This window comes from Pandoraea capi (assembly GCF_902459735.1).
Lineage (GTDB): Bacteria > Pseudomonadota > Gammaproteobacteria > Burkholderiales > Burkholderiaceae > Pandoraea > Pandoraea capi.
The window spans coordinates 188,693-212,189 of the sequence record NZ_CABPRV010000008.1; the positions used below are offsets into that span (position 1 = coordinate 188,693).

Genomic DNA, 23,497 nt, shown 5'->3' on the forward strand with positions numbered 1-23,497 from the left:
GCCTTCGATGTCACGCCCTACCCGTTCGTTCGTCGCCGTTCTGGCGACTGCCTCCACCGCCGCCACCCTCATTGCGCTGGCCACCCTGACGGCCCGCCCGGCCCTCGCCGCGCCGGGCGACTTGCCGCCGGTGCCTGCTGAAATCAAGGCGCAAAGCCAGTTGCGTGTGGGCGTGCGCTGCGACCAGCCGCCGTATGGCTATCAGGACAGCAGCGGTGCGTTCGCCGGTGTGGAAGTCGAGATGGGACGCCAGATCGCCGAGTGGGCGCTGGGCAGCAAGGACAAGGCCGTCTTCACCTGCGTGACCGCAGAGAACCGTGTGCCGCAATTGCTCGGCCGCAAAGTCGATCTGCTCATCGCGACCCTGGGGGTATCGCCCGAGCGCGCTCGCGTCATCGACTTCACGCAACCGTATCGTTGGGGGGCGAGCGACGTGGTGGTCCGTCGCGATAGCGGCATCAACTCAATCGCCGACCTCAAGGGCAAGACACTCGTCGCGTTGAAGGGCTCCGTGCAGGCCAAGTGGTTCGAAGACCACATGCCGGACGTGAAGATGCTCCGACTGAACACCGCCGCCGACGCCATGCAAACCTTCCGCCAAGGCCGCGCGGACGCCTACACGCACGACGCCGCCACGCTTGTAGTCGCCGCAGCACAAGACCCGTCGGCGAAACTGCTGGGGCAGTACTTCCAGATCTCGGACGCGGCCATCGGCGTGCGCAAGAACGAAGCGGCATGGCGCGATTACCTGTCCGCCACGATTGCCCGCATGCGCTACGAAGGCCGCTTCGTGCAGTGGGTCAAACTCAACGTTCCCGAGTCGATTCGCAGCTATTACCTGTCGGTGTTCCAGCAGGGACGTCCGAAGGAAACGCTGTAAGCGGCGGCGGCTATGGATTTCGACGTCGCTTACCTTCTCGCGCAATGGCCGGCTCTCTGGCGCGGCGCGCTGATGACGCTGGAAGTGTCGGTCATCGCCATCGTCTGCTCGGCGCTGATCGGCATTGCCGGTTGCGCCATTCGCCTCTTCCGCGTGCCCGTGCTCTCACCACTCGTCACCGGCTATGTGGAGCTCATGCGCAACACACCGATCCTCGTGCAGTTGTTCTTCATCTTCTACGGATTGCCGGCGGTCGGACTCAGTCTGTCGCTGTTCACCTCCGGCGTGCTGTGCCTGTCGCTGTGGGCCGGCGCGTATCAGATCGAGAACCTGCGAGGCGGCATGGCGAGCGTGGGACGCCGCATGTACGAATCGTGTCACGCGTTGTCGCTGCGCCCGTGGCATTACTTCACGCTCATCGCCCTGCCCATTGCGTTGCGCCATGCGCTGCCCGGCATGCTCAATACCGCGATTTCGCTGCTCAAGAACTCGTCGTACTTGCAGGCCATCGGGTTGATGGAGCTGACGTTCGTTGCGGTCGACCGCATTGCAACGGACTTCCGTCCGCTGGAAATGTTCGGCGCGATCCTCGTGCTCTATCTGGGCATGGTGGCGGTCCTCTCCCTACTCGCGCATCGGCTCTCGGCCTGGATGCAACGTCCGTTCCGAACGCATTGAGGCCATCTCTCCCATGCACATCATTCTCGAAAACTGGCGGCTCATCGCCCAAGGGCTGAGCATGACGCTGGCCCTGGCGGGCGCCGTGCTGCTGTGCACGACCGTGATCTCGTTGGCGCTGGGGGTGCTCGCTACCCTCCCCAACCGATGGGTCAGAGCGACCATTCACGGCTACGTCGAACTGTTCCGCTCGATTCCGCTGATCGTCAACGTGTTCTGTGTGTTCTTCGTCGCGCCGATGTTCGGCCTCGATCTGAGCCCGTTCGTCGCCGCCACGGTCGGTTTGTCGCTGTGGGGCGGCGCCAACGGCACCGTGGTCGTGTCGGGCGGCATTCAATCCGTGCCGCCGCATCAATGGAAGAGCGCCGCCGCGCTCGGCCTGCGTCGCTGGCAGATCTATCGCTATGTCATCGGGCCGCAGTCGGTCGGCGCGATCCTGCCCGCCTATACGGGCCTGCTGACGCTGCTGGTCCAGTCCACGTCGCTTGGCGCACTCATCGGCGTGAGCGAGTTCCTCAAGGTCAATCAGAACATCATCGAGCGCGTCACCGTCATGCAAGGCCGCAATCCCGCCTTCGAGATCTACGGCCTCGTGCTCATCGTGTATTTCATCGTCTGCTCGGCGCTCAGTGCGCTGTCCCGTCATCTCGAACGCCGCCTGCAACGCGAGCCCGTTCGGTCTCTTCCCCAACAAGGTTGAACATGTCCACATCGAAAGTCAGTCGCCGGCTCACCGAAGCCGCCGCGCCGGAAGTCAACGACATCATCTTCAAACCGCGCCTCGACGGTTTCGAAGAGACCTTCCTGCCGCTCGGCGACATCAACAAGGCGCACGTGGTGATGCTGGCCGAGCGCGGACTCATTCGCCGCGAACATGCGGCAGCGCTGGCGCGCGGCATTCTGGCGATGGAAGATGCCGGCCCTGCCGCCGTGCCGCTCGATCCGGGCCGGGAAGATGGCTATTTCAACTACGAAGCGCATCTGATGCATCAGGTCGGCGCAGACATTGGCGGACGCATGCATACCGGGCGCAGCCGCAACGACATTCTCGCCACGCTCGACCGTCTGCGCTCACGCGCCGTGCTGCTCGATCTGATCGAAGCCTTGCTGCGCGTGCGCGAGACCGCATTGACGCAAGCCGCCAACCACGCCGATGTCGTCATGCCCGGCTACACGCATTTGCAGCCGGCGCAGCCGATGACTTATGGGTTCTATCTGGCGGGCGTCGCGCAGGCGCTCGAACGTGACACGCGTCGCCTGATGGACACGCTCACGAACATGAACGTCTCGCCGCTCGGCGCTGCGGCGTTCGCCGGCACCCCGTTTGCGATCGATCGTCAGCGTACGGCCGATCTGCTGGGCTTCGACACGTTCGTCGACAACGCGCTCGATGCCGTGGGTTCGCGCGACTTCGTGCTCGAGAGCATTGCCGATCTGAGTCTGCTGGCCGTGCTCTGGAGTCGCGTGGCCCAGGATTACTTCGTGTGGACCACGCACGAGTTCGGACTGATCGAATTCCCGGACAGCGTGGCCACGACCTCGAGCATCATGCCGCAGAAGAAGAACCCGGTCGTGCTGGAGTACCTGAAGGGACGCACGGGACAGATCGTCGCCGCCCTGATGGCGAGCGCCATGGCGATCAAGGGCACTAACTTCACCCACTCCGGCGACGCCAACCGCGAGGGCACGCAAGGCTTCTGGGAGACGGCGCGTGAGGCGGTCCGCTGCCTGAATCTGCTGGAACTCGTGCTGCGTACGGCGCGTCCGGCGGCCGCCCGCGCCGAACGTCTGGCCGCCGAGGACTTCTCGACGGCGACTGCACTGGCGGACCACATGGTGCGCGAGCACGACCTCTCGTTCCGGGCCGCACATCACGTCGTGGGGTCGGTCGTGCGCAGCGCGATGGATCTCGGCGTGAGTGCCGACCGGATCGACGTCGCGATGGTCGAAGCCGCCGCGCGCGAACAGCTTGGCGCACCGCTCGGCATCGACGCCGAAGCCGTGCGGGCGTGTCTGGACCCTGCGAGCAACGTTGCGGGACGCGCATCGGCCGGTAGCCCGAACCCCGGCCTCCTGCGCACGCACTTGCAGGAGGCGAACGTCAGGCTGGGCGACACGCGCGCGAGCCTTGCCGACTGGCATACCCGTCTGGCGAATGCGCGGCAGGTGTTGCAAAACGCCACACGAGCACTGGCGGGGCTGCAATGAACGCGCTGCTTTCGATTCGCGGGTTGCGAAAGCATTTTGGTCCGCATCAGGTCGTCAATGGTGTGGATCTGGATGTCTTTCCGGGCGAGGTCGTGGTGGTTATCGGGCCGAGCGGGTCAGGCAAATCGACGCTGATCCGCTGCCTGAACAGCCTCGAGACGCCGACCGACGGCACCGTCACGCTGGGCGACGCCGCGACCGACGTCAAGGATCATCGGGCGATGGCAAAACTACGGGAAGACGTGGGGATGGTGTTTCAGGACTACACGTTGTTTCCGCACCTGAGCATCCTGCGCAACATCACGCTCGCCCCGGTAAAGTTGGGCCGCATGACGCAGGCCGAAGCTGAACGTACCGCACATGCCCTGCTGGAGCGTGTGGGACTGGCGCACAAGGCGAACGCGTTTCCAGTGTCCCTGTCAGGCGGTCAACAGCAGCGCGTGGCGATTGTGCGCGCGCTGGCGATGAAGCCAAAGCTTATGCTGTTCGACGAGCCGACGTCTGCGCTCGATCCGGAAACGGTCGGCGAAGTGCTGGGCGTCATGAGGGATCTGGCGCGCGACGGCATGACGATGATTGTCGTAACGCACGAGATGGGCTTCGCGCGCGAGGTGGCAGATCGCGTGGTGTTCTTCGATCACGGACGCATCGTGGAAAGCGGTTCCCCCGCCGATATCTTCGGCGCGCCGAGGCAAGCGCGAACGCAGCAGTTCCTGGGGAGCGTGTTGCGCTGAGCGGCGTGGCGCCGGGCACTCGCTCGGCGGCGCGGCGAGCGAGTGCCGACACGCTTGACGCGCGCCGCGGGACCTGGCCCGCCGGGCAGCGTCACGATGCCTTGCAACGTGACGCCATCGGCGACATCAGATGATCGAGCACGACCGCCGATCCGACAACTTCACCTTACGTCGCGCCACCGCGACAACGCAGAGAAACCCGATCACCGATACCGCCGCGATGAAAAACCCGGGTGCGGCGCGGTCTTTTGTCGTACTGGTGAGCAGCGATGTCGCAAGCGGTGTGAATCCCCCGAGCAGCGCGGCCGCGATGTTGTAGGACATCGCCAACCCACTGAACCGAAGGTTCGTCGGGAACAGGCCCGAAGCGAGCGCGCCGAACGTTCCGGCGACGAGCGATGCAATCACCGCCGCCAGACCGAACACCGCATACGGGTTGATCGCTCCGCTCATCAGCACGACGTAGAACGGATACCCGCCGACAGCGATCAGCAGCGCAATGAGCGCCTGATTGAGGCCGACGATGCCGATCGCCGCCACCACTTGCGGTCAATGACGCTGCAGGACTTCAATCGCCGGGAGCTTCGTGCGCTTCTGATGCTTGATTGCCATGAACAGCGCCGTCTCCCGCAGATCACGACGCATCAACGCCCCGAGCGCCCCAAGTCCGCCGCCGATGAGAAAAGCGATGCGCCACCCGTACGTCGACATATCCGCCTCGGCTAATGTCGCATGCAATCCGATGCTCACCAGCGTCGCGAGCAGGCTCCCCGAGTTCACGCACGAGAACATCACCCCGTACGCCAGCCCGCTGCGCGAGGGCGCTGACTCGACGACATAGGCGATCGCGCCGGGCAACTCGCCGCCGATACAGGCACCCTGGAGAAATCGCAGTGCAACGAACGCAATGCTCGCCGTCAAACCGATCGATTGATAACTGGGCATGAGCGCCATACCGGCGGTGGTCAGCGTCATCAGGACGAGCGATATCTGGAATGCCGCCCGGCGGCCGAACCTGTCGCCGATGTGACTGAGGACCAGCCCGCCAAGCGGTCTGGCGAGGTATCCTACCGCGAAGGCGGCGAACGTCGCCATCATCGACGTGGCGCCGTTTCCTTCCGGGTGTGGGAGCAAACCACGCCACTACGCTGGCGCGATCGTCATACCCGTTCACAAGAAAAAGCGCGTCGAATGCTGGGGTGGACGCCCCGCGAACCTCGCGAAGCCATCATTGCTGCGGCACGTAGCCTCGTGGCAAGCGGCAACACCGGGCAGTAGATCGCACGGCAATGGGTCGTCGCACGGACTCCTCACCGATAATCCCGCCCCCCAGCGCATAGCCGCAGCATTCGGCGTCAGGTAGTTCCCGCGCCACGCACTCATCAATTTATTAGCGGGGGGACCGTAGGGGGACGAACGGTCAGTACCATCCGCCACAACCAAGTTCGCGCCGTCAGGGGGATATTGACGTTAATCGCGCGAAACGTATGGCAGGAGGGGGACATCGTCCTCGTGCGCGACAATCGAAGACAACCATTACTTGGCGTCGCACCGGGGTTCAAGCTTTATCGTACGTCGCTCATTCGCATTGGCGTGCTCGTTCCAGACTCGTGTCAGATTCGGCCCTGTGCGCCTTGTGCGCAGAGGGTGGCACGTCTGCGCGCTATACGAGCAGACCAGAATGAAGAGCTATGAAAGTCTTGTCCATCTTCGGCACGCGTCCTGAAGCGATCAAGATGGCGCCCCTTGTGAGCGCACTGGATCGCGAACCCGGCATCGACAGCGTGGTATGTGTCACTGGCCAGCATCGCCAGATGCTCGATCAGGTGATGTCTCTCTTTGACATCACCGCGAAGTACGATCTGGAAGTCATGGTGCCCAACCAGACGCTCAACGGCCTGTTTTCACGGGCCGTGCAGCGAGTCGATGCCGTTCTCGAATCCGAGAAACCCGATTATGTGCTGGTGCATGGCGATACCAGTACCGCATCGGCATGCGCGCTCGCCGCGTTCCATCGCCGCATTCGCATCGGCCACGTGGAAGCCGGACTGCGAACGGGCGACCTGAGCCAACCCTTTCCTGAAGAAATGAATCGCCGGGTAGTCGATGCCGTGGGCGACTGGCTGTTTGCGCCGACCGAGACGTCGCGCGCCAATCTGCAACGCGAGAACCTTCACGGTCGCATCGCGGTGACCGGCAATACGGTGATCGACGCCCTGGCCTCGCTCACGGCCCGATTGCGTGACAACTCCCCGCTGGCTTCGGAGATCGCCGCGCGCTACCCGTGGATCGATCCCCGCCGCCGTCTGCTGCTCGTGACCGGACACCGGCGCGAGAGCTTCGGCGATGGCTTCCGGAACATCTGTGCAGCGCTGGCCGAACTCGCGCGACGCGACGATCTGCAAATCGTCTATCCCGTGCATCTCAACCCGGCCGTGCGAGACGTCGTCATGACAGAGCTTGCCGGTTTCAACAGCGTGCACCTCATCGACCCGCTCGACTACGTGGACTTCGTCTGGTTCATGCAGCGCGCCTACATCATTCTGACGGACTCCGGCGGCGTGCAAGAAGAAGCGCCGTATCTCGGCAAACCGGTACTGGTGATGCGCGACGTCACCGAGCGACCGGAAGCGGTCGATGCGGGAACCGTGGCGCTGGTGGGCGCGAACCGGGAGCGAATCGTCGCGGGTGTGACCCGTCTGCTCGACGATCTCGCGTATCACACGTCGTTCTCAAGACGAATGAATCCGTATGGAGACGGCCACGCGGCAGGCCGTATCGTGGACGCGCTGTGCGGGCGTCCCGTCAGGGAGTTTTCTCCCGGCAATGCGCAAAGTATCCACGCACGCTGAAGGCGGCCGCCATGACACCTGAAACGTCCATGACGCCTACCTCGTGCCCGCTTTCGAGTCCGCCGGCCTTGCCGACATCGTCCAACTCAGTGTCGTCGCCTGCACGCGGCCGCACGTCTACTCACGGAACACCCATGTTGTTGCCTAACGCCATGCGTAATCTCAGTGCTTTGCGCGGTCATCCCGCGCGTTTCGGCAGACGCCACAAGACGACGATTTCCGCCATTGCGCTCGGTGCGCTGGTGTTCACGGGTGCCCTGTGCCCGACGGTGTCGCACGCCAGTGCACTGGGTGACGGCGTGCGCGCGCTGGGCTCGGGGGCCAATCTGACGCGCAGTATCGCGCTGTCGGACCTCGGTATCCTCGCTCCGGTGGTGCTCTCGGGCGACGCCAGTCAGGAGTTCTATCTGCCGGTTCCCAAGGGTCTGCCGCTGGCCGATGCCTCAGTGGCCTTCGACGGTCGCTACCTGAAAGGTGCGCCCGGTGCGGCATCGGTCGTGCTGTCCATCGACGGACAACCGATGACCTCGCAGTCCTTTCCCGATGGCGATGGCCCCGTTCAGCGCAATCTGGCCGTCTCATCGCGTGCGCGCGACACGGGTTTCGTACGACTCGGCGTGAACTGGCATTCCCGCACGGGAACGTACCGCTGCGAGCCGGATCACTCGATGGCCAACTCGGTCACGATCTCGCCGCAAACCCGCTTGACCTACCGCATCGACCAGAAGTCGGTGACGAGTCTCGACGACGCCTGGAGCACCCTGCCCGGCGCGCCCGCGCTGCTCGTGGCTGGCAAGACGCTCGATAAGGACGCCTTCGACAGCGCATGGCGCGTCGGGGTGGCACTCGAGCGTAGCGGCAAGCGCGTAGTCGTGCGTGCGTTGCCCGCGCTTGGCGATGTCGTCGATACGCGAGGCATCGATGTCCCGGCATCGCTTGCCGGGCTGCCGGCATTCGCAGCGATCAAGGACAATAGCGCGACCCACAAACTGGCCAACGACGCCGAACTCGGCGCATTGCTGGCCGTCGGGGCGCCGTCCGTCAGCGGTGAAATTGTCGTGGCTGACGCTGCTTTGCGCACGCGTCTGAGCGCCGCCTTCGACGCGTTGCAAAGTCAGTTTGCCAACGACAGCGATGCCGCCGAGGCTTTCAAGGCGTGGCGTGCCAATCGCGCCCCGCTGGCGGGTGAAGCACTCGGCGCGAAGCAGATTCGTCTGCTGTCGATGGGCAGCCAGTCCGTGATTGCGATCGCCGGTGACGCAGGGGCACAGGCTGCCGGGCTTTTCGACGACGCGCTGCGCCGTCTGCTGGTATCGAACAACGTAACGGCACCCATCGCCCACACGCCGGATATCGAAGACAAGACGGTGGTGCGCCTGTCGAGTCTGGGCGGTTCGGCCGACAGTTTCGACGTACTCGCGCGGGGTGACTGGACGCTAAGCTTCCCGCTCTCCGCGGTGGCCTCCAGTGGTCGCATGCCGGGCGAAATTTCCCTGTATCTGTCGGCAGCGCCCGGACCGGCGACGTCCAAGCCCGTCGCCACGGTGTTCTGGAACGGCATTCTGCTCGCCGCCAAGCAGCTCGACGCCAATGGGCGCCCCGAGCAGCTCAAGGCACGCGTGCCGGGCTACGCTCTGGGGGTGAACAACAATCTGCGCGTCTCGGTGCAACGCCAACCGTATTCAGCCGACTGCAACGAAATTCCGCAGGCGTATCCGGTCAATGTGCTGCCTGCGGCCAGTTATGTGCGCCCGGGCAAGGCTGAGCCGGACGGCACGTTCGTGGGTCTGTTGCCGCTCATGGCAGGTGACCCCCAACTGATCGTACCGGCGCGCTACCTTGCTTCCGCCCCCGAAAACATCAAGCGCGTGATCGGCATTGCGGCAGCGAGCGGCGTGTCTCCTTCGCGAGCGGAACTGACGGTTGCCGCCGGTGACAAGCCGGTCAAGCCGAGCAAGCCGTTCGTGGCGATGGAAGTGCCGGTCGACGGTGCGACGCCCTCTGCAGTCGTGACGGATCGCAAGCGTCTGGAGATCGGTAACAAGGACGCCAAGTGGCTCGACATCACTGGCCTGCAACGCCTGTCGACCGCGGAAGTCGTGCGTGGCGGTGGTCAGGACGGCTTGCTCTGGTACGCGATCGGCGAGCCGAAGCCCGACGTGGGCGTGCCGTTCCTGCTCAATCGCGGCAATCTGGCAATCATAGGACCGGCAGGCCCCGTGGCGTGGATCGACACGAGTAACCCCGACGCGAGCCTGCCGCCAGGGGCCGGTGAGAGTGCGTTCTACGAATGGCGCCGGTATGTGTCGTGGGGCGTGCCTGCCATTGCTATCGTACTGCTCGTGCTGCTGCTGATTCTGGTGCTGGCCTTGCGCGCTGGTCGCAAGAGCAACAGCAAAAGCGATCATTAACGCATAGCGACGATTCGACGTGCTCTCCTCGCTCTATTGGCCATATCTGGTCGCCGACTACTACCACGGGCTCGAAATCGCGAGCGCGATCGTCGGCGTCATCATTCTGCTATCGAGTGCCGACGACCTGTTCGTCGACCTCTGGTACTGGGTGCGTCAGGTCTACCGGTCGCTGTTTATCCGGCGACGCTACACGCCCTTGCAGGCATCGCAGTTACGTGAGGTGCGCGAGCAGCCGCTCGCCATCATGGTGCCTGCATGGCTGGAGTACGACGTGATTGCGGCCATGCTCGAGAGCATGGTGGGCACGCTCGAATACAAGAACTACATGATCTTCGTCGGCACGTACAAGAACGACGACAAGACCAAGACCGAAGTCGAACGCATGCGTCGGCGCTATCGCCAGCTCGTCCACGTGGGCGTGCCGCACGACGGACCGACCTGCAAGGCCGATTGTCTGAACTGGATCGTGCAGGCGATCTTCAAGCAGAACCAGTTGCAGCCGGAACCGTTTGCCGGCGTGATTCTGCATGACGGCGAAGACGTGCTTCACCCGTTGGAGCTGAAGTACTACAACTACCTGCTCCCGCGTATCGACTTCATTCAGTTGCCGGTGACATCGCTTGAGCGTGAGTGGTATGAACTCGTGGCGGGTACTTACATGGACGAGTTCGCCGAGTGGCACACCAAGGATCTGGTGGTGCGCGAGAGCATGTCGAAGATGGTGCCGTCCGCCGGTGTGGGCACGTGTTTCTCTCGCAAAGCGCTTGAAGAGCTTGCCGCCGAGACGAGCAATCAGCCGTTCAATACCGACACGCTGACCGAGGATTACGACATCGGCGCGCGTCTCGCTCGCAAGGGCATGAAGCAGATTTTCGGCAAGTTCCCTGTCGAGTACGTGACCAAACGCACCTCGGTGTTCGGCTTCGGCAAAGAGAAAATCTCGACGATTCGCATGCCATTGGGCATTCGCGAATACTTCCCCAATACGTTCAAGACCGCTTATCGACAGAAAGCGCGCTGGACACTCGGTATCGGCCTGCAAGGTTGGGCACAGGTCGGCTGGCATGGGTCGCTCGCAACGAAGTACCTGCTGTTTCGCGATCGAAAAGGGCTGGCGACGTCGTTCGTCGCGATTCTCGCTTATCTGCTGCTGCTCAACTTTCTCGGCTTTCTGATCGCGGATCGCATGGGGTGGTGGACCGTCTATTACCCGTCCGTCTTCCCGCCGAATGGCTGGCTCGTGACGCTCATGGGCATCAACGCGTTCGCATTGGCGCTGCGCGTGATTCAGCGCAGTTACTTCGTGTATCACATGTACGGCTGGGAGCATGCGTTGCTCGCCGTGCCGCGCATGGTGATCGGCAACTTCATCAACGCCATGGCGGCCGCGCGCGCGTGGCGGTTGTTCATCGTCCATTTGGTGACGGGCAAGCGTCTGGTCTGGGACAAGACCATGCACGACTTTCCGACGTCCGATCAACTCACACAGCAGCGTCAGCGTCTGGGCGAATTGCTGATGTCCTGGCAGGCCATCGACGAGACCAAGCTCGAATTTGCGCTCGGCGTTCAGGCGCGTGAGGGCCGCCCACTTGGCGAAATCCTCATCGAGCGAGGCTGGCTGGACGAAACCACGCTACGCGAAGCGATTTCATTCCAGCAAGGTGTGCCGGGTATTCCGGCATCCGACGCGCAACCTCCTAACCCAAGTCACGCGGTCACATGACGTTCTTCTCCCGTTCTCTTTGCTGCGCCGCCGTGCTGGCAAGTCTCTCAGCCGGTGCGGTTGCGGCACCTGTGAGCGCAGCGCGCGTCGAAGCGCCGCTCGAGGGGGAGGCATGGCAATTCGGGGACGCCGCCTTCAAGGCATACAACCGCAAAGACTACGCAGGCGCCGAAGCGCAGGCCGCGAAAGCGCTGGCGTTGCGCCCGGACGTGACGCGACTCTGGTTGCTTCGCATCTACGCGTTGCAGAACATGGGACGTACCCGGCAAGCGCTCGACATCACGGATCAGGCGCTCGCACAGGGGCACCACGACCCGGCGCTGAACGCGGCGCGCACGAATTTGCGCGCGGCACTCACGCCCGCGACGGCGGGCAAGAACGGGCGTGGCGAGAGCGGGACGATGCAATCGCCCGCGTATCGGGCGGGCGACGCTGCGTACAAGGCGTATGCGTCTGGCCGCTATGACGAAGCCGAACGCAATGCACGCGAATCGTTGCGCCTTGCGCCGCAAAACCCGGACATGCGAAGCCTGCTTCTTTATTCTCTTGAGCGTCAGGACAAGGTGCAGGAAGCCGCAGATGAGGCCGATGCCGCGCTGCGTCTCACGCCCGGGGACGAATCGCTTCAGGCGTTGCGTGATCGCATGCATCGCCGTCTGGCGCCGGCGCCTGCGATGGCCGCCTGGAATGCGTATCGCGACGGCGACTACGCCAAAGCCGCCGGTCTGGCACGTGAGGCGGTGGGGCAAGCGCCCGACGTTCAGAGCTACCGCTACCTGCTCACTGGCGCATTGCTTAGTGAAGGCCTCTACGCACAGGCTGACGCCGCCGCATCAGATGCACTCTCGCAGGACGGCGAAGACGCCCTTTCGCTTGCGATGCGCGGCTTCGCGCGTCAGAAGCTGAATCGTCCGGCCGACGCGGGGAAGGATCTCGACAAGGCCGAGGCTCAGGACTGGCTGTCCGAACAGCAGCTCTCAACCGTCAAGCGGATTGCGGCGGACACGCGACGTCCCGCAGACACAAGACGCGCACGCAGTCCGGCCGACGAAGCCCCGGTGGTGTTCTGCACGCCCGACGCGCAGGACGTGTTGTGCAGTCTCCTGCCTGCCGGTTCCAGCCTCGCCGGCGCGGGCCCCGGGTACGAGGCCGCGTCGCAGGCCTACGCGTCGATGGCAAAGCAGGATTACCGCGCGGCGGCCAAATCGGCTCACGAAGCCCTCGACGCCGCGCCCGACAATCTCTCTTATCGCTTGTTGCTCGTCAATGCGCTGAGTCTGGCGGGCGACAGGCAAGCCGCTCGCGAAGCCTACGCGCCGATTGCGGCACCGGGCAGCGAGGTGCCGCCCGAGAGCCTGCTCGACGCAGCCTATAGCGCACAGCGTCTCTACGACAACAAACAGGCAAGCGGCTGGTTCTCGCGCGCTATCGATGCCAACGACGAGGGCAAGATCGAGCTTGAGCCACAAGCGCGTCAGAACGTGCGTCAGGCCGTGTCGGATCTGGACCGTACCTGGGGATTCAACGCCGCGCTCGGTTACGGCACCGTGGGCGTCATGAACTCGGCGTTCTCGCCGTCGCTAAGTGCGCGCAAGACGTTGCAGTCGTCGGAAGAACTGTACTGGCGCCCGCCGGTGATCGGCAATCGGGACGGCAGTACGTTCGAGCTGTATGCGCGCCTCAATCAGGCGCTGTACGACGGCACGGGGGGCGTGACCGGGCTCTCGACCAATCAGGGCGTGCTCGGTGCGCGCTGGAAACCGTTCAGCCGCCAGAATTTCGTGTTCGCCGTGGAGAAATTCGTGCCGCTGGGTAGCAACAGTCGAACGGACTGGCTGCTGCGTGCGGCGTGGTCGGAGGGTGAAGGCGGGAGTTTGCGCGTAGACAAGTCGAACTGGCAATACTGGCAGGTGTACGCCGAAGGCGACTATTTCATCGATCATCCGCAGACGCTTGGCACGGCCGAGGCTCGCTATGGCCGCGCGTTCCGCATGGACGGTATCAACAGCAATCTTGTGCTCACGCCGTATCTCGGCGCGACAGTCGGTTTCGACAGCTTGCTCGCGCAGCGCTTCACGATGGGAGTTGGCCCCGGCGTGACCGCGCGCTGGTGGTTCCGCGAAGACAAGTATCACGCGCAGCAATCGTTCGTCGACCTGAACGTGCAATACCGCGTGAGCATTGCCGGCGCCGACCGCTCGCAGGGCATTTTCGCCGGACTCTATTTTTCTTACTGACGACGTGATGACGCATACGCTCTCATTCCTCAAACGGGTATCGCGCGCCGGTTCAACGCTGGCCGTCGTAGGGCTGGCGACGCTGGCATTGCCGGGCGTGCCCGCGCATGCCGCCCCTGCCGACGATATCTCGAAACTGTACGGGTTACCGCCTGACGGTTCTTCGTACGTTCGCGTGCTCAACACGAGCAACACGGCGCTCAGCGTGCAATTGGGCGCAGGCGCGAAGGCCGAATCGCTCGCTGCGAACGCCAGAATCGTGTCCGATTACCGAGTGCTACCGGGCGGTCAGGCATATGCCATCAAGGTCAATGGCCACCCGGTGATCGTCGACGGCAAGGCACCCAAGGGCGGCTTTGTCACACTGGTGATCGACGGTGCGAAACCGAATGCGCCGGTTAAGGCCATCGTTGACGAAAGCCCGGCTGCCGACGGCTTGAAAGCCGAGTTGGCGGCCTACAATCTCGTGCCCGGATGTACGGCAAAGATCGGCGTGGCGAATGGGCCCACCGTGTTTCCGGGGATTGCCGACGGGGCTCGCGTCGCGCGAGCCATCAATCCGGTGTCGGCCTCGCTCGTGGGGGAATGCGCGGGGCACGCCTCGGTAGCGCTGGCGTTGCCGCCGCTCAAAGGCGGCGACCGCTACAGCCTCTTCCTCGTGGGAACGGCCGAATCGCCCGCGCTGGTCGGCGCGACAAATCGGACTCAGCCTTACCGTGCGAACTGAGACGTCCACCGACACATCAGCCGGCACTCGAACCTGGCACGCCGACACGGGTGCCGCAAGAACACGTGAAACCATCGTCGGGCGTCATCACCGGAGCCTGACCTTCGATCATCGCAAGCCTCATGAAACTGAACGCTGAATTCCCGCAATTTGCCCGCAAGCTGGTGGCTGGCCTGTTGGTCGCGGGCGTCTGTTTGTCCGCCACGAGTGCCCAGGCCCAAGCGGTACTCATCGGGAAAGACGACTGGTTGTTCTACGCACAGGACAACATGACCGATGCGGGCCGCGCCGGCATCGACAACTCTGTGAGTCTGATGCGCTCGGCGCGCGATGCGCTACAGGCGAAGGGCATCGGTCTGGTCGTGGTCGTGGCACCGCTCAAGGCGCGTTTCTACGAAGACAAATTGCCCGCCGGTACGACAATAGCGCCGGCCGTGCGCGATCGCTATGCTCAGATGATCGATAGCCTGCGCCGTGCGGATATCCAGACGGTCGATCTGATGCCCGTGCTCAAGAGCGTGGAGCACGACAACCAGACCGCGTTTCTTCAGAAGGATTCACACTGGACCGCATGGAGTGCCGAGGCAGCGGCGGCGGCAACGGCCGACGTCATCAAGAAACACTGGACGCTGACCGGTCAGCCCGGCACGGGCAAGAAGCTGGGCAACTGGATCAAGGAGCGTCGCTTCGCCGACTTCGCCGAGTTGATGACGGCGGCGCAACGCAAGAGCGTGGGACAGGAAATCTACGTGGTGCGCTCGACCAAGGCCGATGAGGGTGGCCTGCTCGACGACACGGCGTCGCCGGTGCACGTGGTGGGCAACAGCTTCGTTCAACCGTACCTTGGCTTTCCTCAGGCGCTGTCGGCCGACATCGATCGTCCGGTGGGCCTCACCTGGAAGTACGGCAACTTCGGCCCATGGGCAGTGTTCGCGCAGTACCTCGAATCACCGGCATTTCAGCAGGCGCGCCCGCAGGTGGTGGTGTGGCAGCTCAACGAAGTCCAGATGCTCTACGGCCCGAACACGAGTGGTCAATGGGACGCGGCATCCCTCATGACCGATGCCGCGTGGCGCGAACGCGTCGCAGCCGCGATTGCCAAGTGACGCCCCCATGAGCTTACCGATGTCATCGCCACAGGCTGTGGCGACACCCCCCACAGTCACTTCGCATCGCTTGACGGCCCTGTGTTTCGCGCTGTTGATGGTGCTCGGACTGATCTACGGCGTGTGCGAGTCAGCAAGGGCTGGGCTTGGCGAATACGCACCGACGGCATGGCTGGACGGCACGGCGGGCAAGCGTCTCGATACCACGCTCGCGTTGCCGTATCGCGAGACGGCAGAAACGGCCGACGCCGCGTGGCGCTATCGCCTGCTGGGGCAGCTCGGCACGCAAGTTCAGCAGGGTTGTCCCGGTTGGCTGTTCTACACCGACGGCCTGCGTGCGCCGGTTGCCGACGTACACGCTGTCGTCAACGCGCGCATTGCGCTGATGCGACGCCTCACGGCGCAGTTGCGCGCCGAGAATATTCAGGTGCTGGCAGTCACCGTGCCGGACAAGTCGCGCATTGCCGCCAACGCGTTGTGCGGCATGACGCGCCCGGCCGATACCATCATGGGCCTCGCGCAGTGGCAACGTGCGCTCGACGCCGCAGGGGTGGCGCACGTGGATCTGTCCACCGTGCTCGCACCGATGCCCGACGCGTTCTATCGCACGGATGTGCACATGAACCAGCGCGGCGCCGCCGTGGCGGCTCAGGCCGTTGCAAAAGCGGCGCTGCCTTTGGTCGGTGCGCGCGGACCGTTGCGCTACGACGTCTCTCGCGCCCCACACGCCTCACCGCGTGTTGGCGACCTGCTGGTGTTGGCCGGCCTTGGCAAGGCACCTGACGGTTGGCGTCCCCCGCCCGACAACTACGTGCAGGAGACATTCACGTTGCCCGCGAGTGGCGGCTTGCTCGACGACGGCCCGCCGATCGAGGTGTTGCTCGCCGGGAGTTCGAACTCGCGTCGCAGCAACTTCGCCGAGCAGTTGGGGCAGTCACTGGGACAGCCCGTCTGGAACGAGAGTCGCGACGGCGGCAAGTTTGCTGATGCCCTCGTCCAGGCCATGCAGGATCGCGCGCGCTGGCCCAGGAGCCTGAAGCTGGTGATCTGGGAGATGTCGGAGATGTCGTTGCTCCAGCCCCTCACCGAACAGGAAAAGGCATTGCTGAACACCCGCCCGAACGCGCAAGTGGTGGCCTCGAAGGCTGGCGGGGCCGGACGCTGACGTTGTGACGACGCGCACGTCATTTTTTTACGGGACATACGCCCATGCCGGAACTGAACTGGTTGCCTCGCTCGCCCGACTGGGCGAAGCAAGTGGATGCATTACCCAAAGACACCGCGCCCGCATGGCACGAACTGGTTCGGCTCGCCAACGAGAATCTGGACTTCGTGCAGACCGGGAAGCTCGACAAACGCCTGCAAAAAGCCTATGGCACGCAGCCGCCAGCCGATCTGACGAGCCCACAGGTGCGTCTGGCCCTACTCGGTTCGTCGACCATGGATCACCTGCTGCCGGGCCTGAGAGTCGGCGCACTGCGCCGCAATCTCTGGGTGCAGACCTATGTGCCGGACTACGGTCAGTATCTGCGCGAAACGCTCGATCCGTCGTCCGGTCTGTACGCGTTCGCGCCGAACGTCGCGCTGTGCGCCTTCGACTCCCAGCACCTGATCGGCAGTGAAACCGCCGCGCTGAGCGCTGCACAGGCCGACGAGAAGATCGCCGCCGCCATCGACAATCTTCGTGCGTTGTGGCGTCGCTTGCGCGAGAACCTCGGTGCGCACGTCATTCAGCAAACCCTGATGCCCGCGCAAGTGGCGCTCATGGGCAACAACGAACAACGCATGCCGGGCTCGGCGCGCTGGCTCACGCATCGTCTGAACGACGCCCTGCGTCAGGCGGCAGACGAGGCCGGTGTCGATATTCTGGCGCTCGATGATGCTTGTGAACAGGATGGCGTGAGCGCATGGCACGATCCGCGCCTGTGGCTGCGCGCGAAGCAATACGTCACCCCTGCCGCTGCGCCCGCCTACGGCGATCTGGTAGCACGACTCGTCACGGCGCGCCGGGGCGGCAGCGCCAAGTGTCTGGTACTCGATCTCGACAATACGCTGTGGGGCGGCGTGATCGGCGACGATGGACTGGCCGGCATCGTGCTCGGACAGGGCAATGGCGAGGGCGAAGCGTTTGCCGCGTTCCAGCGCTATGCACGCGATCTGACGCGTCGCGGGGTGATCCTCGCCGTGTGCTCCAAGAACGACGAAACCAACGCGCTGGAGCCGTTTCTCTCGCATCCCGAGATGGTGCTCCGGCGCGACGACATCGCGTGTTTCGTCGCGAACTGGCAGGACAAGGCGAGCAACCTGCGCGCGATAGCGTCGCAACTCAACATCGGCCTCGACGCCCTGGTGTTTGCCGACGACAACCCGTTCGAGCGCAACCTCGTTCGCCGCGAACTGCCGATGGTGAAGGTGCCGGAGATGCCGGAAGATCCGGCCTTGTACGCATCAACCGTCGCCCGTGGCGGCTATTTCGAAGGCGTGACGTTGACCGCAGAGGACCGCGAGCGCGCCGGACAGTATCAGGCCAACTTGCAGCGCGAAGCGCTGCGTACCAGTCAAAAGGATCTGGCGTCCTATCTGGCGAGCTTGCAGATGGTGCTCGAATGGAACGTGTTCAACGCCACCGATCTGCCGCGCATCGTGCAACTGATGGGCAAGACGAATCAGTTCAACCTGACGACGCGCCGTCATACGGAAGACGAGGTGCAGGAGATGATGCGCGATCCGCGTGCCGTGCTGTTGCACTTCCGTCTGAAGGACAGCTTCGGCGACAACGGCATCATTGCGGTCATTGCCGCACTGCCGGACACGGCGGAGGCACCGGGCGACTGGCGCATCGACACGTGGCTGATGAGCTGCCGGGTGCTTGGGCGCGAAGTCGAGCCGGCCACGCTCGGCGTGCTCGTCGCGCAGGCACGTGCGGCCGGGGCCAGACGCCTGATCGGCGAGTATATTCCGAGCGCGAAGAACGGCATGGTCAAGGACCATTATCGAAACCTCGGATTTTCGCCGTTTGCCGAACATGAGAACGCCACCGAATGGGTGCTGGACCTTGGCGACTTCTCTTCACAAATAGCACCCATGGAAATCAGGAGCATGCAATGACCGACACCGAAATCCTCAACGCGCTGACCGACATTTTTCGCGACATCTTCGACGACGACACCGTGGTAATCACGCCGCAATCGTCGGCCGCCGATTTCGATGCCTGGGACTCCCTCTCCAACGTCAACATCATGGTCGCGACCGAGATGCGCTTTGGCGTGCGTTTCAAGACGTCGGAAGTCGAAGGACTGAAGAACGTCGGCGAACTCATGGCGCTGATCAGAAAACAACTGGCCGCCAAGGGCTGATCGCGCATTCACCGTAAAGTCTTGCGACTTTTTGACACAGATTCCCCGGTATGCTGTTCAACTCCCTGCCGTTTCTCCTGCTGTTCCTGCCCATCTCGCTGGGTGGGTATTACCTCGCGGGAGCGTTGCGCCCCATCGCGGCCGCCGCATGGCTGTGCATCGCCTCGCTGGTGTTCTATAGCTGGTGGAACCCGGTGTTCGTAACATTGCTGCTCGGGTCCATCGCGTTCAACTACGTCGTGAGCCTGGGCATTCTGTCGACGGAAAATCGCCCTCGTCTGCAATCGTGGTTGCTTGCGGGGGGCATCGTCGCGAATCTCGGGCTGCTGTTCTACTACAAGTATCTTGTCGCGCTGCTCGATTTTCTCGCAGGGTTTGGTCTCGTGTCGCACAGCGTGAGCGAAATGATCCTGCCGCTCGGGATCTCGTTCTTCACGTTCACACAACTGGGTTTTCTGCTCGATTGCCGTGCGGGCGTGGTACGCGAACGAAGCTTCGTGAGCTATGTGCTGTTCGTCACGTTCTTCCCGCATTTGATCGCGGGACCGATTCTGCATCACAAGGAAATGATGCCGCAGTTCGCCGACCGTGAGAGTTACCGGTTCAAGGCGGAGAATCTGTCGATCGGTGCGACGTTGTTCATTATCGGTCTGGCCAAGAAGGTCCTGCTCGCGGACAGCATCGCGCCGTGGGCCGAGGCGGGCTTCAACGCGCCTGGCGAGTTGCAGTTCATGGCCGCGTGGGGCACGGCGCTGGCGTATGCGCTGCAACTGTATTTCGATTTCTCGGGGTATTCGGACATGGCGATGGGGCTGGCGAAGATGTTCGGCATTCGCTTCCCGCTCAACTTCAATTCGCCTTACAAGTCCACCGGCATCATCGAGTTCTGGACACGCTTTCACATGACGCTCACGCGTTATCTGACGGCGTATCTCTACAACCCTGTCGCGATGACGATCACGCGGGCGCGCGCTCGCAAAGGGCTTTCCGTGGGTCGAAAGGCCACGGCGACCGCCCGCGGCTTCGGCAGCATGATCCTGTTCCCGACGGTCTTCACGATGGGGCTTGCCGGTATCTGGCACGGTGCGGGGCTCCAGTTCCTTATCTTCGGCTTGCTGCATGGAGTCTATCTCAGCGTGAATCACGCATGGCGGCTGTTCGGGCCGAATCGCACGCAACCGGCGACCGGGTGGCGTCGCGCCGCCTATGTCGTGTTGACGTTCCTCTGTGTGGTGTTCGCGCTGTTGTTCTTCCGCGCACACAGTACGCACGATGCTTTCACGCTGATCGGTAGCATGCTCGGCCTGAAGGGTCTCGAATCGCTCGCACCGATGCTGTATCCGCTGCAAGCGCTCACGCACGCAGACCCGAGCTGGACGGCGGGCGACCTGATGCGTCTGTTTGTCGAGCGATGGAGCCAGGGCCTGCTGATCCTCGGGATGCTCGTGGTGGTGTGGTGTGCACCGAACTCCAATCAGATCATGAACGTGTATTCACCCGCACTGGAAGGACCGGCGCCGGGCGCGCCGCGCTGGTTGCAATGGCGCCCAACGCTTGCGTGGACTGTCCTGTCCATGGGGGTGCTGGCCTACGCTGCGCTCAATCTGCACAAGACCGCCCGCTTCCTTTACTTCCAGTTCTGAGCCAGATCATGTTGACTGCCCTGGGTTGCACTTTTCACCATATCGGGATCGCGTGTCGCGATCTCGATGCCGAGCAAGCGTACTGGGAAGTTCTGGGTTACTCGCTGGAGTCGCCGGAATTCGAAGACCCGATCCAGCGCGTGCGTGGCCGCTTTCTGACGGGCCCCGGCCCGCGCCTCGAACTCCTCGCACCGAGCGCAGAGGGGTCGCCCGTCGAAGGCGTGCTAAAACGTCGGACCAAGATGTATCATCAGGCGTTCGAGACCCGCGAGTTCGATCGCGCGCTCGCGGCGCTGGAAGACACAGGCGCACGGCGCACCGCGGATCCTGCCCCGGCCATCGCCTTCGGCGGGCGCCGCATCGTCTTTCTGTTTCTGCCCAACGGAAACATTGTCGAGATCGTGGAAGCCGCCTGAGCGCGCCCGGGCGTCCGAGACGGTGCTGCCCAACCTCAACACCTCAACGCATCGACGATTGCCAATGACGCAGCAGCGCGTGCGCTTGCGGCGTATCGCCGAGCACCCAGGGATCAATTGCGAACGCGATCACCCGTTGGGCGCCGTATTCGCTCGCGATGTCCCACTGCTTTTGAATGCGTGAAAAGCTGGCTGCGTGTGCCTTGAAGTCGACGCCGTCCTTCTTGCCGTCGGGAGCGCTCTGGAACAACTCCAGAATGAGATCGAACTTCGTGCCGCGTGAGACGAATAGCGTGCGCAGCGGCGCAAGCACAGCGTAGTTCTCGATGCCCCATTCCCCTACGCCGTCCTGAACCATCGGATAGACGTCGACGCGATCGAGCAGCGTGCGCCACATCTCCTGCAACCCCCCCGGCCCGGGGATATGACTGTAGAACGTGGATATGGTCGGTGCGCGCCCGCAGGTGTCATGCGAGAGCTTCGACAGCGTGCCAAGCCATGCGGCGAGCTTGTCGAGCCGTGCGGGGTCGGACCAACTATATTGCTCAAGCTCATACGGCAGGTACCATCCCCGGAACGCGGGATGACGGGACAGCGCAGCATTGCGCAGGGCGACGGCGGCGCGCTCGTACGCGTCGCGCATGTAACTGTCGAGCACACTCGCATCGGTGCTGCCAAGCACGGACCACCAGCGCTCGTCGTATGGCACCCCCAAATGTACCCCGATACCCTGCGCGTGGCACTCGTCGAGCAACCGCGTAAGAAAAGCGGGGGATGCCTGCCATTCGTTCGCCGTATTGCCGCTGAGCGCGATCCACTGGACGAATATCTCCTGACAGCCCAGTGCACGCGTCATGGCGATGCGCGCTCGCCATTGCTCGCCCCCCCAATCCAGATGCTCGCGCCACAATTGCAGAAACGTGCCACCGATGCCCATCCGGGTATCACAGGCGACCAACGGCAGACACGTGGCGAGCGCGGCGGCGCGTAACAACCGTCGACGCATCGGAGAGTCGGGAAGCGCAGACATTGCTAAATCACCGAATTATGGGGAAAGGGCGAAGGCGAAACGCAGCATGGCGTCGCAGGCATCTTATCCCGCGGATCCCCGTTTCTGACAGATCTACGGATACGATAGCCTTCACCGCAGCACACGAAGTCCGGCACAAGACCGGATTTCGTGAGTTTAATCGGGGATTATTGCTGGCCAAACGCTTCGTAGTTCACATCCGTCACGATCCCATTCGGATCGACTGTGACGGTCAGTTCGCGTTTCGATATCTTCAGGTTGAACGCCGACCCACTCGTCGTCACATACGAATACACGAGGGCCTGTCCTTCCTTGTCCTTGATCATGGGATAGATTGCATACCCTGCCGGACGTCCCAACAGCGCGACGACGTCCGCCCGAGTCGTCTTGCCCTTCACGATGGCCGAGCGCTTTGCGTCGTCAAAAGCACTGGCATCGTCCTTGAAGGAAGAGACGAACGAGTTCGATACGAGCAAATCTTTCCAGAACGACAGCGCCAGGGATCGCGCCGGTATCACGCCCGGTTCCAGCGGCGCTCCCCCTACCGCAGCGTAAGCGTAGGACAACATCTTGACGTCCTCATCGTTTTTCGAGACTGTGCTCTCGCGATACGGACTCCCGTACTTCGCTTTGACCTCCGCGAGCGTGGTCTTGCCATTTTGCAGCGCCGAATCATCCGGACGAACGAAGTTGGTGCCGGCGCATCCGCTCAGCACAATGCTCAACAACGCGCCGAGACAGATCATCGCAACTCGTTTCATGAAATCCCCTTGAGAAGTAAAAGGCGGTTAGTCATGCGACTTCATCGCCAATCGCTTTGCAACGCGCGTGATAGTTTTTGTGTCGCGCGCAATGAATATCGGCAGAAAGGAGGAATTCCTTAAGGAATCCATGTAGTTTTCTTAGGGAAAATTGAGCCGCTAACCCAAAGCCGGCGGCGGCACGATTTGCGGCGGACTCATTGGGACGGCACAGTCCGAACGAAGTCGATAAACGCCTTGAGTGGCGCCGGCACCAGTTGCCGCCCCGAGTAATAGAGAAATGGCCCGGAGAAGGATTGCCACCACGATTCCAGAATCGGTTCAAGCGCACCGGTCGTGAAATGAGGGCGCAACCAATCCTCAAATAGATTGATAACGCCAGTTCCGGCGACCGCCGCTTCGACAGCCAGATCCACAGCACCGCCTACATGGACGATGCGCGGGCCATCGGGATCGACCGCGATCACCTTGCCATTGCGCTCAAATTCCCATGGGTAGATGGTTCCGCTGCTGAAACGGCCACGGATGCAGGCGTGATCCAGGAGTTCTTTCGGATGTTTGGGGCGGCCGCGTCGATCCAGTTGGCGCAGAAAACAAAAAAGCCCTTGAAACTCAAGGGCTTAATCGTTTGCTTGGCGGAGAGGGTGGGATTCGAACCCACGATACGGTATAACCGTATACCGGATTTCGAGTCCGGCGCATTCGACCACTCTGCCACCTCTCCAAGCATTC

20 protein-coding genes, 1 tRNA gene and 1 pseudogene are annotated in these 23,497 nt (G+C 63.0%); 16 read left to right on the forward strand and 6 right to left on the reverse strand.

Annotated elements, in window-relative coordinates; genetic code table 11:
- The first annotated feature begins 7 nt into the window (after positions 1 to 7).
- The 5 genes from PCA20602_RS17160 to PCA20602_RS17180 are packed head-to-tail and all read left to right on the forward strand — an operon-like array spanning position 8 to position 4,500.
- The gene (locus PCA20602_RS17160; RefSeq protein ID WP_150722253.1) at positions 8 to 880 is read left to right on the forward strand and encodes a transporter substrate-binding domain-containing protein; all 873 of its coding nucleotides are present in this window, start codon (positions 8 to 10) and stop codon (positions 878 to 880) included.
- Positions 881 to 892: 12 nt separating this feature from the next.
- A complete protein-coding gene (locus PCA20602_RS17165) occupies positions 893 to 1,558 on the forward strand; it encodes an amino acid ABC transporter permease (RefSeq protein WP_069340585.1) in 666 nt (221 codons plus the stop codon).
- A 13-nt stretch (positions 1,559 to 1,571) separates the two neighbouring features.
- Positions 1,572 to 2,258, forward strand: coding sequence for an amino acid ABC transporter permease (locus PCA20602_RS17170; RefSeq protein ID WP_150722254.1), 687 nt, complete (start codon positions 1,572 to 1,574; stop codon positions 2,256 to 2,258).
- A gap of 2 nt (positions 2,259 to 2,260) precedes the next feature.
- Positions 2,261 to 3,766, forward strand: a complete 1,506-nt coding sequence (argH, locus tag PCA20602_RS17175) for an argininosuccinate lyase (RefSeq protein WP_150722255.1) — start codon at positions 2,261 to 2,263, stop codon at positions 3,764 to 3,766.
- A complete protein-coding gene (locus PCA20602_RS17180) occupies positions 3,763 to 4,500 on the forward strand; it encodes an amino acid ABC transporter ATP-binding protein (protein WP_150722256.1) in 738 nt (245 codons plus the stop codon). Before argH ends, PCA20602_RS17180 begins: the two co-directional genes overlap by 4 nt.
- A 126-nt stretch (positions 4,501 to 4,626) precedes the next feature.
- On the opposite strand, the gene PCA20602_RS17185 is transcribed toward PCA20602_RS17180, so the two are convergent.
- Complete coding sequence (locus tag PCA20602_RS17185; RefSeq protein ID WP_150722257.1) at positions 4,627 to 5,043, reverse strand: MFS transporter; 417 nt, start codon at positions 5,041 to 5,043, stop codon at positions 4,627 to 4,629.
- A gap of 6 nt (positions 5,044 to 5,049) precedes the next feature.
- A complete protein-coding gene (locus PCA20602_RS17190) occupies positions 5,050 to 5,598 on the reverse strand; it encodes an MFS transporter (protein WP_150722258.1) in 549 nt (182 codons plus the stop codon).
- A 593-nt stretch (positions 5,599 to 6,191) separates the two neighbouring features.
- Between PCA20602_RS17190 and wecB the strand changes: the two genes are divergently transcribed.
- The 11 genes from wecB (at position 6,192) to PCA20602_RS17245 (ending at position 20,974) form a co-directional block, all read left to right on the forward strand.
- Complete coding sequence (gene wecB, locus PCA20602_RS17195; protein WP_150722259.1) at positions 6,192 to 7,352, forward strand: non-hydrolyzing UDP-N-acetylglucosamine 2-epimerase; 1,161 nt, start codon at positions 6,192 to 6,194, stop codon at positions 7,350 to 7,352.
- Positions 7,353 to 7,486: 134 nt separating this feature from the next.
- Positions 7,487 to 9,763, forward strand: coding sequence for a cellulose biosynthesis cyclic di-GMP-binding regulatory protein BcsB (locus tag PCA20602_RS17200; protein WP_246182210.1), 2,277 nt, complete (start codon positions 7,487 to 7,489; stop codon positions 9,761 to 9,763).
- A gap of 19 nt (positions 9,764 to 9,782) precedes the next feature.
- Positions 9,783 to 11,489, forward strand: a complete 1,707-nt coding sequence (locus PCA20602_RS17205; RefSeq protein ID WP_150722260.1) for a glycosyl transferase family protein — start codon at positions 9,783 to 9,785, stop codon at positions 11,487 to 11,489.
- The gene (locus PCA20602_RS17210) at positions 11,486 to 13,726 is read left to right on the forward strand and encodes an NfrA family protein (protein ID WP_150722261.1); all 2,241 of its coding nucleotides are present in this window, start codon (positions 11,486 to 11,488) and stop codon (positions 13,724 to 13,726) included. The genes PCA20602_RS17205 and PCA20602_RS17210 overlap by 4 nt, the downstream gene beginning before the upstream one ends.
- Positions 13,727 to 13,733: 7 nt before the next feature.
- Positions 13,734 to 14,453, forward strand: coding sequence for an alginate O-acetyltransferase AlgF (locus PCA20602_RS17215; protein ID WP_150722262.1), 720 nt, complete (start codon positions 13,734 to 13,736; stop codon positions 14,451 to 14,453).
- 122 nt (positions 14,454 to 14,575) lie between these two features.
- Positions 14,576 to 15,559: an alginate O-acetyltransferase AlgX-related protein gene (locus PCA20602_RS17220; RefSeq protein WP_150722263.1), complete on the forward strand. Its 984-nt coding sequence runs from the start codon at positions 14,576 to 14,578 to the stop codon at positions 15,557 to 15,559.
- Between the two features lie 19 nt (positions 15,560 to 15,578).
- On the forward strand, positions 15,579 to 16,724 hold the full coding sequence (locus PCA20602_RS17225; RefSeq protein ID WP_217432447.1) for an alginate O-acetyltransferase AlgX-related protein: 1,146 nt from the start codon (positions 15,579 to 15,581) through the stop codon (positions 16,722 to 16,724).
- Between the two features lie 44 nt (positions 16,725 to 16,768).
- A complete protein-coding gene (locus PCA20602_RS17230; RefSeq protein ID WP_150722264.1) occupies positions 16,769 to 18,667 on the forward strand; it encodes an HAD-IIIC family phosphatase in 1,899 nt (632 codons plus the stop codon).
- Positions 18,664 to 18,915: an acyl carrier protein gene (locus PCA20602_RS17235; RefSeq protein WP_150722265.1), complete on the forward strand. Its 252-nt coding sequence runs from the start codon at positions 18,664 to 18,666 to the stop codon at positions 18,913 to 18,915. The genes PCA20602_RS17230 and PCA20602_RS17235 overlap by 4 nt, the downstream gene beginning before the upstream one ends.
- Positions 18,916 to 18,965: 50 nt before the next feature.
- Complete coding sequence (locus PCA20602_RS17240) at positions 18,966 to 20,558, forward strand: MBOAT family O-acyltransferase (protein ID WP_150722266.1); 1,593 nt, start codon at positions 18,966 to 18,968, stop codon at positions 20,556 to 20,558.
- Positions 20,559 to 20,566: 8 nt separating this feature from the next.
- Positions 20,567 to 20,974 carry a VOC family protein gene (locus PCA20602_RS17245; RefSeq protein WP_174981241.1) on the forward strand — a complete coding sequence of 136 codons (408 nt, stop codon included), beginning with the start codon at positions 20,567 to 20,569 and terminating at the stop codon, positions 20,972 to 20,974.
- Between the two features lie 43 nt (positions 20,975 to 21,017).
- Here the strand turns inward: PCA20602_RS17245 and PCA20602_RS17250 are convergent, their stop codons facing one another.
- The 4 genes and pseudogenes from PCA20602_RS17250 to PCA20602_RS17265 form a co-directional block, all read right to left on the reverse strand.
- Positions 21,018 to 22,004 (reverse strand): DUF4434 domain-containing protein, encoded by a 987-nt coding sequence (locus PCA20602_RS17250; protein WP_150722268.1) that lies wholly within the window; start codon positions 22,002 to 22,004, stop codon positions 21,018 to 21,020.
- Between the two features lie 167 nt (positions 22,005 to 22,171).
- A complete protein-coding gene (locus PCA20602_RS17255) occupies positions 22,172 to 22,765 on the reverse strand; it encodes a hypothetical protein (RefSeq protein ID WP_150722269.1) in 594 nt (197 codons plus the stop codon).
- Between the two features lie 197 nt (positions 22,766 to 22,962).
- A pseudogene (locus PCA20602_RS17260) lies at positions 22,963 to 23,346 on the reverse strand (LysR substrate-binding domain-containing protein); the annotation flags it as partial.
- A gap of 52 nt (positions 23,347 to 23,398) precedes the next feature.
- Positions 23,399 to 23,489 (reverse strand) — tRNA-Ser (locus tag PCA20602_RS17265).
- Positions 23,490 to 23,497 lie beyond the last annotated feature (8 nt).